This window comes from Bradyrhizobium sp. ERR14 (genome assembly GCF_014198235.1).
Classification (GTDB): domain Bacteria; phylum Pseudomonadota; class Alphaproteobacteria; order Rhizobiales; family Xanthobacteraceae; genus Bradyrhizobium.
On record NZ_JACIHD010000023.1, the window covers coordinates 22,585 to 39,416 of the forward strand.

Genomic DNA, 16,832 nt, shown 5'->3' on the forward strand with positions numbered 1-16,832 from the left:
ACCTGCGTTGGCCCCTCACTCCATCCCGATGGTCGTCAGATCCTGAAACCAGTGCTGGGCCTGCACGAACTGCTTGATCTTCGGCGACAGCGCGTGCGGGTTGGTATCGTGCACGACCCAGACCAGCGTGGCGTCGTCCACGATCAGCGCGTGTGCCTGCGCCAGCAGCTCGTCCTGCTTGGCGCTGTCGAACGTCTGCTTGGCCTCGTCGATCAGAGCATCCACCTTCGGATTCTTGTAGCCGCCCCAGTTGACGCCGACAGGCGCGATCTGGCCCGAATGGAAGAAGCGGACGATAGCGTAAAGCGGGTCTGACGTGACGTAGGCGATGTTGTTGGCGGTGATGCCGGCGTTGATCTCGTCGGCCGCGCCCTTGCGCCAGTGCGTATAGAGCGTTTCGAGCTCGACCACCTTGAAGTCGATGTCGATGCCGATCTCTTTAAAACTCTGCTGCAGGAATTCGTTCATCGGCAGCGATAGCATCTGGCCGGTACCTCCTTGCGCGATGATGAAGGTGGCCTTCAGTGGCTTGGCCTTGGAGTAGCCGGCCTCCTCGACCAGCTTCTTCGCTGCAGCCAGATCGTATTTCAGCTCGAAGCCCGGCTTGCCGAACCACGGGCTCGACGGGTCGACCTGGCCCTTGGCAGGCTTGGCAAGGCCATTCATCAGCCCGACCACGGCGTCACGGTCGATCGCGAGGTTCAGCGCCTTGCGCAGGCGGATATCGGTCCAGGGCGAGCCCGGCAGCACGCTGAGATGATAATTCCAGACATGCGGCGTGACGTTGTCGACGAGCTTCATGCCGGCCGCTTTCAGTTGCGGCACGGCATCCGGCGCCGGCGTCTCGATCAGATCGACCTGTCCCGCAAGCAGCGCGTTGGTGCGGGTCAGTGCTTCCGGCATCGGCACCAGCACGATCTTGTCGGCCTTCGGGATGCGCTTCTTATTCCAGTAGTCCACATTCTTGCTGAGTTCTGCGAGCTCGCGCGGCACCAGCTTGGTCAGCTTGAACGGGCCGGTGCCGGAGGGCTGGCTGGCGAACTTGTCCCAATCCTTGCCGAGCTTGTCGTACTGCGCAGGGCTCGATACCAGAAACCACAGCATCTGATAGGGGAAGAAGGAGTCGACCGTCTTCGTGGTGATCTCCACGGTGAAATCGTCGACCTTGGCGTAGCTCGCAACGGAGGGAAGGCGGGTCTTCACCTGCGCGCTCTGCCGTTTGTCGAATTGCGGCGCCTTGTCGTTGAGCACCTTGTCCAGATTCCAGATCACGGCGTCGGCGTTGAACTCGCTGCCGTCGTGAAACTTGACGCCCTTGCGAAGCGTGAAGCGCCATTTGGTCTTGTCGGCATCATCCACCTTCCACTCGGTGGCGAGCCCCGGCACCAGCTTGCCAGGCCGGTCGGCGACATCCATCTCCCAGGCGACCAAGGGATCGTAGATCGTGTAGGCCGTGAACTGATAGGCGCCGGCGCCGCGATCGGGCTGACCCGTGGTGAGCGGAATGTCGGCCATCGAGATGCCGTAGCGCACCACCGTTTCGGCGCGCGCCGAGATTGCGGACAACGCCAGCGCAAGCACGGCGAGACAAATCGATAGACGAACACGCATGGCCCAAAGCTCCCAGGGGATTTCGGGACCGAACTTGCAATCTTGATGCCAGAATAGGCAGCGCGGCGCGTGCACCCGCCTGCGGGCTACAAGGACTTGTCGTCGCAGGGCCAAATCGCAGAATAAGTTTCTCTTTGGCATAGCCATTGCATACGATTGCATCAAAAATAGTCATCGAAGCCGGAAAAGGATTGAGGCGATGCTTACTAAGAAGAAGAACACGCGCGCGGCATTGATCGCGGTGCTCGCTCTAACGACGGCGGCCGCATGGCCGCGCGAGGCCAGTGCCGAAACCGTGCTGCGCATCGGCATGACCGCTGCCGATATTCCGCGCACACTTGGCCAGCCGGATCAGGGTTTCGAAGGCAACCGCTTCACCGGCCTCACCATGTACGACGCGCTGACCGGCTGGGACCTGTCCTCCGCCGAGAAGGCGAGCGTGGTGATTCCCGGCCTTGCCACCGAGTGGAAGGTCGACGATGCCGACAAGACCAAGTGGGTGTTCAAGCTGCGCCCCGGCGTGACCTTCCATGATGGCTCCCCGTTCAATGCGGATGCCGTGGTGTGGAACGTCGAGAAGGTGTTGAAGCAGGACGCGCCGCAGTTCGACGCCAGCCAGGTCGGCGTCACGGCCTCGCGCATGCCGACGCTGGCTTCTGCGAAGAAGATCGACGACATGACGGTCGAGCTCACCACCAAGGAGCCCGACAGCTTCCTGCCGATCAACCTCACCAATTTGTTCATGGCGAGCCCGGCGAAGTGGCAGCATTTCTACGACAAGGCCGAAGGCGCCGACGCCAAGGCCAAATCGCAGGCGGCGTGGACGGCCTTCGCCAAGGACGCCGCAGGCACCGGCCCGTGGAAAATGGCGAGCTTCACGCCGCGCGAGCGGCTCGAGCTCGTGAAGAACGCGAGCTATTGGGACGAGGCGCGCGTGCCCAAGGTCGACAAGATGGTGCTGTTGCCGATGCCGGAGGCCAACGCACGCACCGCGGCGCTGCTCTCTGGGCAGGTCGACTGGGTCGAGGCGCCGGCTCCGGACGCTCTGCCCGAACTGAAGCAGCGCGGCTTCAAGCTCTACGCCAACGAGCAGCCGCATGTCTGGCCGTGGCAGTTCTCCCGCGTCGAGGGGTCGCCCTGGAACGACATCCGCGTGCGCAAGGCCGCCAACCTTTGCGTCGATCGCGAAGGCCTCAAGGACGGCCTGCTCGCCGGCCTGATGGTGCCGGCGACCGGCACCTTCGAGCCCGGCCATCCCTGGCGCGGCAAGCCGAGCTTCGAGATCAAGTATGACAAGGCGGCTGCGCAAAAGCTGATGCAGGAGGCCGGCTTCGGCCCCAACAAGAAGCTGACGGTGAAGACGCAGACCTCCGCCTCGGGTTCGGGCCAGATGCAGCCCTTGCCGATGAACGAGTATCTCCAGCAGGCCCTTGCCGAATGCTACTTCGATGTGCAGCTCGACGTCATCGAATGGAACACGCTGTTCACCAACTGGCGCCGCGGCGCCAAGGATCCCTCGGCCAACGGTTCGCACGCGACCAACGTGACCTATGCGGCGATGGATCCGTTCTTCGCGCTGGTGCGCTTCCTGCAATCGGGCATGGCGCCGCCGGTCTCGAACAATTGGGGTTTCATCAACAATCCCAAGTTCGACGAGCTGGTGAAGAAGGCGCGACAGACCTTCGATCCCGCCGCGCGTGACGCCGCGCTCGCCGAGCTGCACGCGGCCTCCGTCGACGATGCCGCCTTCCTGTACGTCGCCCACGACGTCGGCCCCCGCGCGATGAGCCCGAAGGTGACCGGCGTCGTGCAGCCGAAGAGCTGGTTCATCGACTTCTCGCTGGTGTCGATGAAGTAGTTCGCACCACACGAACAGTGCACCCTCTCCCCTTGTGGGAAAGGGTGGCTTCGCGACAGCGAAGCCGGGTGAGGGGTCTCTCTCCGCGAGTGGCCCTTTCCCTCATCCGATAACGCTGTATCCGCGGGTAGAACCCCTCATCCGGCGCCGGAGCCGAAGCTTCGCTTCGGCGTCGACTTAAAAACGGCCGCCGGAGGCGGCCTATGCCACCTTCTTCCACAAGGGGAGAAGGAAGAAAGAACCAAACGTGCTCGCCTATATCGCCAGACGCATCGTCTACGTCGTTCCGATCGTCATCAGCGTCGCGCTGGTGTGTTTTCTGCTCGTGCACATCACGCCGGGTGATCCGCTGGTCGCGGTGCTGCCGGCCGATGCCTCGCAGGAGCTCGCGGCGCAGCTGCGCGCGGCCTACGGTTTTGATCGGCCGCTGCCGGTGCAGTTCGGCTTGTGGCTGATGCGCGCGCTGCACGGCGATCTCGGCAATTCCATCGCGACGGGGCGCCCGGTGCTCGCCGAAGTCATGCGCGCCGTCAGCAATACCGTCACGCTGGCGATTGCCGCCGCCATCATCGGCTTCACCATGGGCATCCTGCTCGGCCTGATCGCCGGCTACTTCCGCGAGACCTGGATCGACAAGGTCGCGACGTCCTTTGCCATTGCGGGCGTCTCCGTGCCGCACTACTGGCTCGGCATGGTGATGGTCATCATCTTCTCGGTGCAGCTGAACTGGCTGCCCGCGGTCGGCGCCGGGCCCGGCGGCTCCGCCACCTGGGCCTGGGACTGGGCACACCTGCAATACCTCGTGCTGCCGGCGATCACGACATCGGTGATTCCCATGGGTATCGTCACCCGCACGGTGCGGGCGCTGACCGGCGACATCCTGAGCCAGGATTTCGTCGAGGCCTTGCGCGCCAAGGGGCTGCATGAGCGCGGCGTGTTCCGCCACGTCATCAAGAACGCCGCGCCCACCGCGCTCGCGGTAATGGGGCTGCAATTGGGTTACATGCTCGGCGGCTCGATTCTGATCGAGACCGTGTTCTCCTGGCCGGGCTCGGGCTTCCTGCTCAACTCGGCGATCTTCCAGCGCGATTTGCCGCTGCTGCAGGGCACGATCCTGATCCTGGCGCTATTCTTCGTCTTCCTCAATCTCATGGTCGACATCGCGCAAGCCGCGATCGATCCGCGCATCAAGCGGGGCTGATAATGAGTTCAGCTGTCGCCACGCAAAAGGTGCTCCCCCTCTCCCGCTTGCGGGGAAGGGGCGGGGTGGGGGTGTCTCCGCAATCGAGGACCCCCAAGAGGAGAGAACCCTCACCCGGCGCACGGGACGATGCTTCGCATCGCCCGGAGCGCCGACCTCTCCCGCAAGCGGGAGAGGTGCACCACCTCCTTGGCTCGCATCGATCGTACCAACGACTGGGAGCCAGCCAATGAGCGACCTTCCGTTGTCCGCCACCGCCGATGCCGCGCTGCAGGCCGCGCCGGCAACCAAGGCGCGGGGTTATTGGGCGACCGTCGTCCGCCGCATCCGGCGCGACAAGGTCAGCATGGCTTGCGCGCTGGTGCTGCTGCTGATCTTCCTCTCCGCGATCCTCGCGCCCTGGCTGGGTCTGGAAGATCCCTACAAGGGCTCCATGATCCGCCGCCTGCGCCACATCGGAACCGTTGGCTACCCGCTCGGCACCGACGAGCTCGGCCGCGACATGCTGGCGCGGCTGATCTATGGCGGGCGGCTGTCTCTGGTCATCGGCATTCTGCCCGTGATCCTTGCCTTCTGCATCGGCACCTCGCTCGGCCTCGTCGCCGGCTATGTCGGCGGCAGGCTCAACACCGCGATCATGCGCACGATCGACGTGTTCTACGCCTTTCCTTCGGTGCTGCTGGCGATCGCGATCTCCGGCGCGCTGGGGGCCGGCATCCTCAATTCCATCGTGTCGTTGACGGTCGTGTTCGTGCCGCAGATCACCCGCGTCGCCGAAAGCGTCACCACGGGCGTGCGCAACATGGACTTCGTCGAGGCCGCGCGTGCCTCGGGCGCCGGACCCATCACCATCATGCGCGTGCACATCCTCGGCAATGTGCTCGGCGCGATCTTCGTCTATGCCACCAGCCTGATCTCGGTCTCGATGATCCTCGCCGCCGGTCTCTCCTTCCTCGGTCTCGGCACAAAACCGCCGGAGCCGGAATGGGGCCTGATGCTCAACACATTACGCACCGCGATCTACGTCAATCCCTGGGTCGCCGCATTGCCGGGCGCTATGATCTTCGCGGTCTCGATCTGCTTCAACCTGCTCTCGGACGGCCTGCGCAGCGCCATGGACATCAGGAACTAGGCCATGAGCGAAACCAACACATCCGTCGAAATGTTGGAGCCGGTCGAAGACCGCGGCGGCGTCGCGCAGCCGCTGCTGCAGGTCAACGGGCTGACCAAGCACTTCCCTGTACGCGGCGGGCTGTTCGCCGCCAAACGCACCGTGCGCGCCGTTGACAACGTCTCCTTCGCCGTTGCCAAGGGCGAGACCGTCGGCATTGTCGGTGAATCCGGCTGCGGCAAGTCCACCACCGCGCGCCTGCTGATGCATCTGATGCCGCGCGACACCGGCGACATCATCTATGACGGCATGACCGTCGGTCAGTCGCTGTCGCTGCGTGAATTGCGCCGCGGCATGCAGATGGTGTTCCAGGACTCCTACGCTTCTCTCAACCCGCGCCTGACGATCGAGGAATCGATCGCCTTCGGCCCGAAGGTGCACGGCATGGCCGATGGCGCGGCACGCGCATTGGCGCGCGAGCTGCTCGGCAAGGTGGGCTTGCGCCCGGAGAACTTCGCCAACCGCTATCCGCACGAGATCTCCGGCGGCCAGCGCCAGCGCGTGAATATCGCACGCGCGCTGGCGCTGTCGCCGCGACTTGTGATTTTGGACGAAGCGGTCTCCGCGCTCGACAAATCCGTCGAGGCGCAGGTGCTCAACCTGCTTGCCGATCTCAAGCGCGAGTTCGGCCTCACCTATCTGTTCATCAGCCACGACCTCAACGTCGTGCGCTACATCTCGGATCGCGTGCTGGTGATGTATCTCGGCGAAGTCGTCGAGCTCGGCCCGGTCGACCAGGTCTGGGATAGTCCTGCGCATCCCTACACGCGCGCGCTCCTTGCGGCGATGCCATCGTCCGACCCCGACCGGCGCACCGAGCAGCCGCCGATCACCGGCGATCCGCCCAATCCGATCGACCCGCCCCCGGGCTGCCGCTTCCACACCCGTTGCCCGTTTGCGGAGCCGCTCTGCGCAAATGCGACACCAAAGCTCACCGCGCTCGATAATATGGGCCACGAGACCGCGTGCTACATGGCGATCCCGGGTTCAGGCCATAGCCGCGCGCCCAGGGAGAAGACCGCATGACGAGACCGACACCGAAAGAGATCAAGCCCATCGCGCAAATCGCCGGCGTCCCCGTGGACGACGAGATCGCGACGCGTATCTCCAATTCCATCGGGCCTGCCTTCGAAGGCTTCGCAGCCATTGCCGGCACGCTGCCGTTCGACCTCGAGCCCGCGCTCTATCCGATTGCGCAGACGCAGAAGGTGTCGAAATGAGCGCTGAGCCTGCATTGATGACGCTCACCGAGGTCGCGCGCGCGATCGCGATGAAGCAGCTGTCCTCGCAAGAGGTGACGCGCGCGCTGCTGCAGCGCGTCGCGCAGTGGCAGCCGCATCTCCACGCCTTCATGTCGATCGAGGCCGAGGCTGCATTGAAAGCGGCGGAGGCCGCCGATTCCGAGCTCGCCAAGGGCAATGTCCGTGGTCCCCTGCATGGCGTGCCGCTCGCGCACAAGGACATGTATTACGATGCCGGCCACGTCGCGACCTGCGGCTCGCTGATCCGCCGCGATTTCGTGCCGACCGTGACCTCCACGGCGTTGCAGCGGTTGAAGGACGCCGGCCAGGTCCGCCTCGGCACGCTGCATCTGGCCGAATTCGCCTATGGCCCGACCGGGCATAACGCCCATTACGGTCCGGTGCGCAATCCCTGGAACGTCGCGCACATCACCGGCGGCTCGTCGTCGGGCTCCGGCTCGGCGGTGGCCGCGCGGCTGACCTATGCGGCGCTCGGCTCCGACACCGGCGGCTCGATCCGCATGCCCGCGCATTTCTGCGGCGTCACGGGATTGAAGACCACGGTCGGTCGCGTCAGCCGGGCCGGCGCGATGCCGCTATCGCAGTCGCTCGACACCGTCGGCCCTCTCGCCCGCACCGCCGAGGATTGTGCGCTGCTGCTGGCGCTGATGGCCGGCGCGGACCCTGCGGACTCCACCTGCAGCCACGAGCCGCTGTCGGACTATGTCGGCGCGACCAAGGGCTCGCTGAAGGGCCTGAAGATCGGCGTGCCCAGCTCGTTCTATGTCGACGATCTCGACAGCGAGGTCGCGCGCGTGCTGGACGAGACCATCGCCGTGCTCAAGCGCGAGGGCGCCGACATCGTCACGGTTGAGCTGCCGGACCAGCGCCAATTGTCCTCGGCGAGCCAGCTCGTGCTCGCCGCAGAAGCTGCGGCATTCCACAAGCGCTGGATGATCGAGCGTCCGCAGGATTATGGCCCGCAGGTCCTGATGCGGCTGCAGAACGGTCTCGCCGTTCCCGCCATCACCTATCTCGAGGCAATGCGCTGGCGCGGCCCCGCGCTCGCTGCGCACCATGCGGCCACCGCCGGCGTCGATGCGGTGGTCGCACCGGCGTCGCCCGTGCCGGCGCCGACGATCGAAGAGAGCGATGTCGGCGGCGGGCCGAACGCACCGGCCATGGTGCAGCGGCTAACGCTGTTCACCCGCCCGGTCAACTTCCTCGGCCTGCCGTCGCTTACCGTGCCCTCAGGCTTCACGAAAAGCGGCCTGCCGGTCGGCATGCAGCTGATCGGCCGCTCCTTCGACGAAGCGACCCTGCTCACCATCGGCGCCGCCTTCCAGCGCGTCACCGACTATCACGATCGATTGCCGAAACTGCCGTCATGACAAAGCTCGTCGAGATTTCAGGCCTCAACATCCGTTTCACCGGGGAGCGTACGGTTTATGCCGTGAACGATCTCAGTCTCTCGCTGGGTAACAGTGAGGTATTGGGCCTGCTCGGCGAGTCCGGTTCGGGCAAGAGCGTGACACTGCGTGCGCTGATGCGGCTGTTGCCGAAGAAGCGCACGCAGATTTCCGGCGCCGTCAACGTCATGGGCCGCGACGTGCTCGCCATGAACGACGAGGAGCTGTCGTCCTTCCGCGGCCAGACCGTGTCGATGATCTTCCAGGAGCCGGCATTGGCGCTGGATCCGGTCTACACCATCGGTGCGCAGATCGCCGAAAGCGTCGTGCGCCACGAGGGCAAAAGCTACGCTGAGGGCAGGGCACGCGCGCTCGAAATGCTCGAGGTCGTGCGCATTCCCTCCGCAAAACGCCGGCTCGACGCCTATCCGCACGAGATGTCCGGCGGCATGCGTCAGCGTGCCATGATCGCGCTGGCGCTCGCCTGCCGGCCAAAAATCCTGCTCGCGGACGAGCCGACCACCGCGCTCGATGCCACCGTGCAGATCCAGATACTGCTCTTGCTGCGCGAGCTGCAGCGCGAGTTCGGCATGTCCGTCATCTTCGTCACCCATGATATCGGCGTCGCCATCGAGATCTGCGACCGTGTCGCGGTGATGTATGCCGGCCAGATCGTGGAGCAGGGCACGCTGCGCGACATCGTCCGGAGCCCGGTGCATCCCTATGCCAAGGGCCTGCTCGCCTCGACGATTCACGGCGCCAAGCGTGGCGCCCGGCTCGAAACCATCCCCGGCACGCCGCCCTCGCTGGCCGAGAAACCCCACAACTGCTCCTTCGCTCCGCGCTGCGCCGTGGCGCAGCCCCGTTGCCTGGAGCAATTGCCTGCCAATGTGCCGGTCGGGCCGGGCCGGGCGGCGCGATGTGTGCTGGCGGAGCAGGCGGCGGCGCTGTCATAATATTCGAACGGCGCTGCAGCAGCGCTCCTTCCTTTGAAATTCCTCCACGGCAACACCTGGTTGTCACAGTTCACCGGGGACCGCAGGCAAGAGCCGTTCTACTTTGCATGGGGTTGTTTTCGACTTTTTGTCGGAGCGGGTGAAGCGGCTAGCATTCACACCCCATTCATCCCGGTTCCCGTTCCATGCGGCCGTTCATGGAGAGGGACCAGACTTATGTACATTTCTAACGAAGGCCTGCTCGTCATCCTGTTCGTCGGCCTGGTGGCCGGCTGGCTCGCCGGCAAGGTGGTGCGCGGAACGGGGTTCGGGATCATCGGCGACATCGTGGTCGGCATCGCCGGCGCGCTGGTGGCGAGCTTCCTGTTTCCGAAGCTCGGCATTCGCCTCGGCACAGGCCTGGTCTCGGAGATCGTCTATTCCGCCATCGGCGCGGTCATCCTGCTGCTGGTGGTGCGGCTGGTGCGGGGCGGCGGCCGGTTCTAGCAACCGCCCGGTTCGATCGATCGGAACTAGCCGCCTCTCCAGGACCGGGGAGGCGGCGGCGGCCACTGCACCAAAAAGCCGCAAAGACTGTGAATTACCGGACTTGCGTGCGGGGCCATCAGGGGTAGATGTGGGCTATCAGGATTTTGGATGAACCCGGCTGCGTTGGACGCAGCGCGAACATGATGTTAATCCGGGGCGAGTACCCTGAATTGCCCGTGAAATCAGGGGCCTTGGCCCCCACCTGAAAGAGATCAGACTGATGGCAGCCGGTCCTGGCGTCCGCCGTTCAGAACTCGGTGACGCCTTGCGCGCTTGTCGCACGGCGTTCATCGGCGTCGGCTTGATGAGCTGCATGATCAACCTGCTCTATCTGACCGGGTCGATCTTCATGCTGGAGGTGTACGACCGGGTGCTGCCGAGCCGCAGCGTCCCGACCCTGGTCGGCCTGATCATCCTCGCCAGCTTCCTCTACATGGCGCAGGGTGTGCTCGACATGATCCGCAACCGGATCCTGGGGCGGATCGGCACCGCGCTCGATGAAGCCCTCAACAAGCGCGTGTTCGACACCATCGTGCGCCTGCCGCTTCTGGTCGGCAGCCGCAACGAGGGCCTGCAGCCGCTGCGCGATCTCGACAACGTCCGCTCCTTCCTCGGCGGCATGGGCCCGAGCGCGTTCTTCGACCTGCCCTGGCTGCCGCTCTATCTCGCCATCTGCTTCGCCTTCCACGTCATGATCGGCGTCACCGCCCTGGCCGGCGCCATCATCCTGGTCGGGCTGACGCTGGTCACCGAGTTCATGTCCCGCCAGCCGGCGCGCGAGGCGATGGGGCTTGCCGCCCAGCGCAACGATCTCGCCCAGGCCAGCCGCCGCAACGCCGAAGTCATGGTGGCGATGGGCATGGCCGGCCGGATGAACCAGCGCTGGAGCGAGGCCAACGAAAAATACCTCGCCGGCAATCAGCGCGCGAGCGACGTCGCCGGCGGTCTCGGCGCGGTCGCAAAGGTGCTGCGCATGATGCTGCAATCGGCCGTGCTGGCGGTCGGCGCCTATCTCGTCATCCACCAGGAGGCGACCGCCGGCATCATCATCGCCGGCTCGATCCTGTCCGCCCGTGCGCTCGCGCCGGTCGATCTCGCCATTGCGCACTGGAAATCCTTCGTCGCGGCGCGCCAGAGCTGGCACCGCCTCACGCGCCTCCTGGAGCAGATGCCGGCACAGACGATGCCGACCCAGCTGCAGGCGCCCACGAGCCGGCTCTCGGTCGAAGGCGTCGCCATGGTGCCGCCCGGCGACCAGCGCCTCATCGTGCAGGACATCACCTTCGCGCTCGCCGCGGGCAACGGCCTCGGCGTGATCGGTCCGAGCGGCTCCGGCAAGTCGTCGCTGATCCGCGCGCTGGTCGGGGTCTGGCAGCCGGTGCGCGGCAAGGTGCGGCTCGACGGCGCGGCGCTCGATCAATGGTCGTCCGACATGCTCGGCCGGCACATCGGCTATCTGCCGCAGGACGTCGAATTGTTCGGCGGCACCATCGCCCAGAACATCAGCCGGTTCGATCCCGAGGCGACATCCGAGGGCATCATCGCGGCGGCGAAAGAGGCCGGCGTGCACGAGATGATCATCAAGATGCGCGAGGGCTACAACACGCAAGTCGGCGAGCAGGGCACGGCGCTTTCCGCCGGCCAGGCGCAGCGCGTGGCGCTGGCGCGCGCACTCTATGGCAACCCCTTCCTGATCGTGCTCGACGAGCCCAACTCCAACCTCGACACCGAAGGCGATGAGGCGTTGACCCGCGCCGTCCGCGCCGCCCGCGAGCGCGGCGCCATCGTCGTCGTGGTCGCGCACCGCCCGATCGGCGTCGAGGCGGTCGACCAGGTCCTGGTACTGCGCGACGGCCGCATGCAGGCGTTCGGACCCAAGGAGCAGGTGCTCGCCCAGGTTCTGCAGCCGCGTGTGACGCCGCCGGCCCCGATCAAGATCGTCAGCGAAGGCGGAGTGGCCAAACCATGAGCACAAAGCCATGAGCACGATGGCCATCGGCGGCCCGAAGCCGGCCGCGAACAAGACCGTACGCGAATCCATCAAGTTTCACCTGATCCTCGGCTTCGTGATCGTGCTGGTCCTTGTCGTCGGTCTCGGCGGCTGGGCCTCGACCGTGCTGATCTCGGGTGCGTTGATCGCGCCGGGCCAGATCGTGGTCGAATCCAACGTCAAGAAGGTGCAGCATCCGACCGGCGGCGTGGTCGGCGAGGTGCGCGCCCGCGACGGCGACCTGGTCAAGGCCGGCGATATCGTGGTGCGGCTCGACGACACCGTCACCAAGGCCAACCTTGCCATCGTCACCAAGAATCTCGACGCCGCGCAGGCGCGTGCGGCGCGCTTGCAGGCCGAGCAGCGCGGGGTCGACAGGATCGAATTTCCGCCATCCCTGCTCGAGCGCGCCAGCGATCCCGACGTCAAGCTGCTGCTCTCCGCCGAAACCAAGCTGTTCGACGTCCGTGTCAACGGCCGCACCGGACAGAAGGCCCAGCTTCGCGAGCGCATCACGCAGCTCAACGAGGAGATCGCGGGCCTCAGCGCCCAGGAGAAGGCCAAGGATCAGGAGATCGCGCTGGTGCAGAACGAGCTCACCGGCGTGCGCGAGCTCTACGACAAGCGTCTGGTGCAGATATCGCGCCTGACCCAGCTCGAACGCGACTCGGCCCGTCTCAACGGCGAACGCGCGCAATACATCGCTTCGCGCGCCCAGGCCAAGGGCAAGATCACCGAGACCGAGCTGCAGATCATCCAGGTCGACAAGGACGTTGTGAGCGAGGTCTCCAAGGATCTGCGCGAGACCAACGACAAGATCGGCGAGCTGATCGAGCGCAAGGTCGCCGCCGAAGACCAGCTTCGCCGCATCGACATCCGCGCGCCGCAGGACGGCATGGTGCTGCAATCCACGGTGCACACGGTCGGCGGCGTCATCACCGCCGGCGACGCGCTCATGCTGATCGTGCCGCAGGCCGACGATCTCCAGGTCGAGGCCAAGGTCAATCCGGTCGACATCGACAAGCTCCAGATCGGCCAGAAGACGCTGCTGCGCCTCTCCGCCTTCAATCAACGCACCACGCCGGAGCTCAACGGCCTCGTCAGCCGTGTCTCGCCCGACGTCACCACCGACCAGCGCACCGGCCAGAGCTACTACACCATCCGCGTCTCGATGCCGGCCGAGGAGATCGCCCGTCTCGGCGAGGTCAAGATGATCCCGGGCATGCCGGTGGAAGCCTTCGTCCAGACCGGCGACCGCACCATGCTGTCCTATCTGATGAAGCCACTGCACGACCAGCTGATGCGGGCGTTCCGGGAGAAGTGACGCGCGAAAGCGCGTCATCCCGGAGCGCGCTTAGCGCGCATCCGGGATCTCGTGCGGCACACGCGGTCTCGTAGGGTGGGCAAAGGCGCAACGCGCCGTGCCCACCATCTTTCCCACGAACAAGTTGGTGGCCACGCTTCCGCCTTCGCTCTTCGAGCTACGGCGGACAAGTCGCTTTGCCCACCCTACGGCACCGCCTTCTTTGCTATAGTTCGACTCAAAGCCCCAGCAACCCGGCGGTCGAACAATGCAATCCCCATCCTCCATCGCCACCGAATCCTTCTCCGACGCCTCCCTTGCGGTCGCGCGGCTCGAAGAGATCTATGAGCGCAACACCAAGTTCCTGCGCGACCGGTTCGAGGCCTATGTCGGCGGCGAAGCGATCACGACGCGGGTGCGCGCCTATTATCCCTTCGTCCGCCTCACCACCGCGACGCATGCGCGGCTGGATTCGCGTCTCGCCTACGGCTTCGTCGCCGGGCCCGGCGTGCATGAAACCAGCGTGACGCGGCCGGATTTGTTCCGGAGGTACCTTATCGAGCAGATCGGCCTCCTGATCCAGAATCACGGCGTGCCCGTCGAGATCGGCGAGTCCGCCGAGCCGATCCCGATCCACTTCGCCTATCGCCGCGACATCAACATCGAAGCTGCGATCACCACGAGCGAGAATTCCCCTGTCGCGCGATCGCTGCGCGACGCCTTCGACGTGCCCGATCTCGCCACCATGGACGATTCGATTGCCGACGGCACCTTCGAGCTTCGGCCCGGCGCGCCCGAGCCGCTGTCGCTGTTCCGTGCTGCCCGCGTCGATTACTCGCTGCGCCGGCTCTATCACTACACCGGCACTGACCCCGAACATTTCCAGAATTTTGTCATTTTCACCAACTACCAGTTCTATGTCGACGCCTTCGCGCAGCTCTGTCAGCAGCGGCTCCAGTCCGGCGAGGCCGGCCTTGAAGCCTTTGTCGCGCCGGGCAATGTCATCACGCGCAGCGGCGGCGCAACCGGTGGCGTTGCGCCCGCGCGCATGCCGCAGATGCCGGCCTTCCACCTGGTCATGCCGGACTACCGCGGCATCACGCTGATCAACATCGGCACTGGTCCGTCCAACGCGCGCAACGTCACCGATCATGTCGCGGTGCTGCGCCCGCATGCCTGGCTGATGCTCGGCCATTGCGCGGGCCTGCGCAACACGCAGCGGCTCGGCGATTACGTGCTCGCGCACGGCTATGTGCGCGAGGACCATGTGCTCGATCGCGAATTGCCGCTATGGGTCCCGATCCCGGCGCTGGCCGAGATGCAAGTCGCGCTGGAAGAGGCGGTTGAGGACGTTACCGGCCTCGAAGGTTTCGAGCTCAAGCGCCTGATGCGCACGGGGACGGTGGCGAGCGTCGACAACCGCAATTGGGAGATCTCCGGGCCTGAGGTGATCCGACGCATGTCGCAGTCGCGCGCGGTCGCGCTCGACATGGAATCGGCCGCGATCGCCGCCAACGGCTATCGCTTCCGCGTTCCCTACGGCACGCTGCTCTGCGTCTCCGACAAGCCGCTGCACGGCGAGATCAAGCTCGCGGGCATGGCCAGCGAATTCTACCGCCGCCGCGTCGGCCAGCATCTCGAGATCGGCCTGAAGGCGCTGGAGCGGCTCAAGCAGCAGGAATCGGAGCGGCTGCATTCACGAAAGCTGCGCAGCTTTGCCGAGGTGGCCTTCCAGTAAAGGACACTGGAACTGTCGTACGCATGCTGACGCCTCCGTGAGCGCAGCGTCCCGGAATATTGCCGCCGAGGCAGGGTTATCAATTGGTCCGGGGCCGCTTGAAACACAGGAGGCAGACATGATCGCAGCGATGATCAGGCGCGTCGTGTGGGGTACGTTCGCGGCAGCCCTATTATGCTCGCCGGCATTTGCCGCGGGCGGAGGCGGCGGTGGCGGAGGCGGGGGCGGCGCCAGTTCCACGGATCCGTACGCCGGCGCTTATTCGGATCAGAAGTTGCAGCCGACCTATCCGAAGCGCCCGGGCACCAAGGCAACCCAGAAAGGCAAGAAGCCGAACAATCAGTCCAGCATCGGCGATCCCGCATTCGCGGCCGGCTACCGCGTGGCCTATGACACGATCTACGAGCGCAACGACTACGCGGCCGCGATCGCGCAATTGAAGTCGCTCGGCCATGACGACCATCCGAACGTCGCCAACCTCATCGGCTATTCCTATCGCAAGCTCGGCGACTACGAGCAATCGCAGGTCTGGTATGAGCGCGCATTGAAGGCCGATCCGAACCACGTGCTGACGTGGCAATATTACGGGCTGTGGCAGCTCGAGCGGGGCAATCGCGAGCAGGCGCTTTATCATTTGAGCCGGATTGCCTCCATCTGCGGGACCGGTTGCGAGGAGTATCGGTCGCTGGCCGCGGCGCTCGACAGGCCGACCGGCACGGCGCTCGTCTACTGAAGCTGGAGAGCAGCCGGTTCGTCGAGCCGCTGCTGATGGGCGTCGGATGACCGCCACGTCCTTCGGCGCGGATAGTGACAAGGCGTCAGATTTTCAGCATTGTCCCGTTCGGGGGCGCGAACGGGACAATTGGATGCCGCTGACGCGCGACAAGATCATCGGCCATGACCTCGAACGGCTGGCCTTTCGCTTCACCATGCTGAGCGGCGACGAGGTCGTGCAGTGCCAGATCAGCGACGCCGCGATGGACGAGCTCGCGGGCATGCAGGGCACCGAAAGCAGCGCGCGGCAGGCGCAGTTCTTGTCGTTGCGCGAGACCATCGAGCGGATCGCGTCAGATCTCTACGACGAAGCACCGCGATTCCAGGGATATGTGGTGCGAATCTTCATGAGGCATCTGGGGCGGTGAACTCTCGCCTCACTCGCCGCTGTCATGCCCCGCGAAGGCGGGGCATCCAGTACGCCGCGGCCCGTCGATTCAATCATAACCGTTTCGGAGTACTGGATCGCCCGGTCGAGCCGGGCGATGACAGCAATGTGGTGGTAAGGTGTCCCGACTCACTCGCGCAGCTCACCGCTCCAATTTTCTCAACAACAGTTTCAGCGCCGTCGCCGCGAACATTTGCATGTTGCCGAGCCGGTCGTTGTTGCCGGTCTCCAGCGTCATGACCTCCGCCACAGGTCCGCTCACCGCCATGCAGCTATGTCCGGCGGCGTCGCCGTAGCGGTTGCCGGTGGGGCCGGCTGCGCCGGTCTCGGACAGGCCCCAGTCGCTGCCAAAGCGCGTTCGCATCTGCTTCGCCAGCAGTTGCGCATAGGGCTCCGACGAGGAGCGAAAGCCCTTCATGCCTTCGTCCGAAATATCCATCAGCACGCGCCGGGCATCGCGGGTGTAGATGACCGCGCCGCCGAGGAAATAGGCGGACGCGCCGGGCACCGCGAGCAGGCTGGCTGCGATCAGGCCGCCGGTCGAAGATTCCGCGACAGCAATGGTCTGTTTGCGCGCGATCAGTTTGGCTGCGACCTGTTCCGCAATGCCGACGAGCTCTTTCATTCCGCAACCCCTCATTCCTTCGCAACCGAGCTCAGCCTT

At 65.2% G+C, this 16,832-nt stretch carries 15 protein-coding genes; 13 read left to right on the forward strand and 2 right to left on the reverse strand.

Features of this window, described 5'->3' with window-relative positions:
* Window positions 1-15 precede the first annotated feature (15 nt).
* Window positions 16-1,611, reverse strand: coding sequence for an ABC transporter substrate-binding protein (locus tag GGD62_RS34970; protein ID WP_183712911.1), 1,596 nt, complete (start codon window positions 1,609-1,611; stop codon window positions 16-18).
* Window positions 1,612-1,810: 199 nt separating this feature from the next.
* Between GGD62_RS34970 and GGD62_RS34975 the strand changes: the two genes are divergently transcribed.
* From GGD62_RS34975 to GGD62_RS35035, 13 genes are all read left to right on the forward strand, one after another.
* Window positions 1,811-3,469, forward strand: coding sequence for an ABC transporter substrate-binding protein (locus GGD62_RS34975; protein ID WP_183712914.1), 1,659 nt, complete (start codon window positions 1,811-1,813; stop codon window positions 3,467-3,469).
* Window positions 3,470-3,716: 247 nt separating this feature from the next.
* Complete coding sequence (locus GGD62_RS34980; RefSeq protein WP_018321356.1) at window positions 3,717-4,670, forward strand: ABC transporter permease; 954 nt, start codon at window positions 3,717-3,719, stop codon at window positions 4,668-4,670.
* A 229-nt stretch (window positions 4,671-4,899) separates the two neighbouring features.
* Window positions 4,900-5,802, forward strand: coding sequence for an ABC transporter permease (locus tag GGD62_RS34985; protein WP_183238094.1), 903 nt, complete (start codon window positions 4,900-4,902; stop codon window positions 5,800-5,802).
* Between the two features lie 3 nt (window positions 5,803-5,805).
* Window positions 5,806-6,867, forward strand: coding sequence for an ABC transporter ATP-binding protein (locus tag GGD62_RS34990; RefSeq protein ID WP_183238095.1), 1,062 nt, complete (start codon window positions 5,806-5,808; stop codon window positions 6,865-6,867).
* A complete protein-coding gene (locus GGD62_RS34995; protein ID WP_018321359.1) occupies window positions 6,864-7,061 on the forward strand; it encodes a hypothetical protein in 198 nt (65 codons plus the stop codon). The genes GGD62_RS34990 and GGD62_RS34995 overlap by 4 nt, the downstream gene beginning before the upstream one ends.
* A complete protein-coding gene (locus tag GGD62_RS35000; RefSeq protein WP_183712917.1) occupies window positions 7,058-8,473 on the forward strand; it encodes an amidase in 1,416 nt (471 codons plus the stop codon). The genes GGD62_RS34995 and GGD62_RS35000 overlap by 4 nt, the downstream gene beginning before the upstream one ends.
* Complete coding sequence (locus tag GGD62_RS35005; protein ID WP_018321361.1) at window positions 8,470-9,447, forward strand: ABC transporter ATP-binding protein; 978 nt, start codon at window positions 8,470-8,472, stop codon at window positions 9,445-9,447. The genes GGD62_RS35000 and GGD62_RS35005 overlap by 4 nt, the downstream gene beginning before the upstream one ends.
* A gap of 216 nt (window positions 9,448-9,663) precedes the next feature.
* Complete coding sequence (locus tag GGD62_RS35010) at window positions 9,664-9,933, forward strand: GlsB/YeaQ/YmgE family stress response membrane protein (protein ID WP_018321362.1); 270 nt, start codon at window positions 9,664-9,666, stop codon at window positions 9,931-9,933.
* Window positions 9,934-10,195: 262 nt separating this feature from the next.
* Window positions 10,196-11,944, forward strand: coding sequence for a type I secretion system permease/ATPase (locus tag GGD62_RS35015; RefSeq protein ID WP_183259206.1), 1,749 nt, complete (start codon window positions 10,196-10,198; stop codon window positions 11,942-11,944).
* A gap of 10 nt (window positions 11,945-11,954) precedes the next feature.
* The gene (locus tag GGD62_RS35020) at window positions 11,955-13,289 is read left to right on the forward strand and encodes an HlyD family type I secretion periplasmic adaptor subunit (protein ID WP_018321364.1); all 1,335 of its coding nucleotides are present in this window, start codon (window positions 11,955-11,957) and stop codon (window positions 13,287-13,289) included.
* Between the two features lie 247 nt (window positions 13,290-13,536).
* Entirely contained in the window at window positions 13,537-15,006 is a 1,470-nt protein-coding gene (locus GGD62_RS35025) for an AMP nucleosidase (protein WP_179737925.1), read from the forward strand.
* Between the two features lie 118 nt (window positions 15,007-15,124).
* Entirely contained in the window at window positions 15,125-15,739 is a 615-nt protein-coding gene (locus GGD62_RS35030; RefSeq protein WP_183712921.1) for a lipopolysaccharide assembly protein LapB, read from the forward strand.
* Window positions 15,740-15,872: 133 nt separating this feature from the next.
* Window positions 15,873-16,148 carry a DUF1488 family protein gene (locus GGD62_RS35035; RefSeq protein ID WP_020508771.1) on the forward strand — a complete coding sequence of 92 codons (276 nt, stop codon included), beginning with the start codon at window positions 15,873-15,875 and terminating at the stop codon, window positions 16,146-16,148.
* 162 nt (window positions 16,149-16,310) lie between these two features.
* Here the strand turns inward: GGD62_RS35035 and GGD62_RS35040 are convergent, their stop codons facing one another.
* Window positions 16,311-16,793 carry a CinA family protein gene (locus GGD62_RS35040; RefSeq protein WP_183712924.1) on the reverse strand — a complete coding sequence of 161 codons (483 nt, stop codon included), beginning with the start codon at window positions 16,791-16,793 and terminating at the stop codon, window positions 16,311-16,313.
* Between the last annotated feature and the right edge of the window lie 39 nt (window positions 16,794-16,832).

Coding starts and splice junctions, on each gene's coding strand:
- GGD62_RS34995 (WP_018321359.1), top strand. CDS start 6,864: ATGACGAGACCGACACCGAAAGAGATCAAGCCCATCGCGCAAATCGCC.
- GGD62_RS34975 (WP_183712914.1), top strand. CDS start 1,811: ATGCTTACTAAGAAGAAGAACACGCGCGCGGCATTGATCGCGGTGCTC.
- GGD62_RS35020 (WP_018321364.1), top strand. CDS start 11,955: ATGAGCACGATGGCCATCGGCGGCCCGAAGCCGGCCGCGAACAAGACC.
- GGD62_RS35005 (WP_018321361.1), top strand. CDS start 8,470: ATGACAAAGCTCGTCGAGATTTCAGGCCTCAACATCCGTTTCACCGGG.
- GGD62_RS34990 (WP_183238095.1), top strand. CDS start 5,806: ATGAGCGAAACCAACACATCCGTCGAAATGTTGGAGCCGGTCGAAGAC.
- GGD62_RS35010 (WP_018321362.1), top strand. CDS start 9,664: ATGTACATTTCTAACGAAGGCCTGCTCGTCATCCTGTTCGTCGGCCTG.
- GGD62_RS34985 (WP_183238094.1), top strand. CDS start 4,900: ATGAGCGACCTTCCGTTGTCCGCCACCGCCGATGCCGCGCTGCAGGCC.
- GGD62_RS35000 (WP_183712917.1), top strand. CDS start 7,058: ATGAGCGCTGAGCCTGCATTGATGACGCTCACCGAGGTCGCGCGCGCG.
- GGD62_RS35025 (WP_179737925.1), top strand. CDS start 13,537: ATGCAATCCCCATCCTCCATCGCCACCGAATCCTTCTCCGACGCCTCC.
- GGD62_RS35015 (WP_183259206.1), top strand. CDS start 10,196: ATGGCAGCCGGTCCTGGCGTCCGCCGTTCAGAACTCGGTGACGCCTTG.
- GGD62_RS35030 (WP_183712921.1), top strand. CDS start 15,125: ATGATCGCAGCGATGATCAGGCGCGTCGTGTGGGGTACGTTCGCGGCA.
- GGD62_RS34970 (WP_183712911.1), bottom strand. CDS start 1,611: ATGCGTGTTCGTCTATCGATTTGTCTCGCCGTGCTTGCGCTGGCGTTG.
- GGD62_RS35035 (WP_020508771.1), top strand. CDS start 15,873: ATGCCGCTGACGCGCGACAAGATCATCGGCCATGACCTCGAACGGCTG.
- GGD62_RS35040 (WP_183712924.1), bottom strand. CDS start 16,793: ATGAAAGAGCTCGTCGGCATTGCGGAACAGGTCGCAGCCAAACTGATC.